The following is a 399-nucleotide window of genomic DNA, read 5'->3' as shown; positions in this document are numbered from 1 at the left end:
TTACGCAATTAAAAAAACGACAAGATACGCTTTGGTTAAAAGAAGTAGATAGTACCGCTCTTCAATCCTCATTGAAAAACCTCGCAGATGCTTTTTCACGTTTTTTCAAGAAACAAAATGATATGCCACAATTCAAGTCTAAAAAGAATAAAATACAATCCTATACAACAAAATGTACAAATCATAATATCGCCATTGTAGGTCATACAATAAAGTTACCGAAGCTCGGTTTTGTTAGATTTGCCAAAAGTCGTGAAGTGTCAGGACGTATCCTAAATGCCACGATTAGACGAAATCCAAGCGGTAGGCACTTTGTGTCTATTCTTACAGAAACAGAAGTGCAACCAGTAGAAAAAACAGGTTCTTCTGTTGGTATCGATGTGGGGTTAAAAGATTATG

At 35.8% G+C, this 399-nt stretch carries 1 protein-coding gene; it reads left to right on the top strand.

Annotated elements, in window-relative coordinates; genetic code table 11:
- The coding region (locus MR065_RS27180; protein ID WP_242215748.1) for an RNA-guided endonuclease TnpB family protein at positions 1–399 on the top strand (399 nt) is incomplete at both ends.

The organism is Bacillus cereus group sp. BfR-BA-01383, assembly GCF_022663495.1.
In the GTDB taxonomy this organism is placed as follows: Bacteria; Bacillota; Bacilli; order Bacillales; family Bacillaceae_G; genus Bacillus_A; species Bacillus_A cereus_AU.
This window is presented reverse-complemented; position numbering and strand designations above follow the sequence as displayed.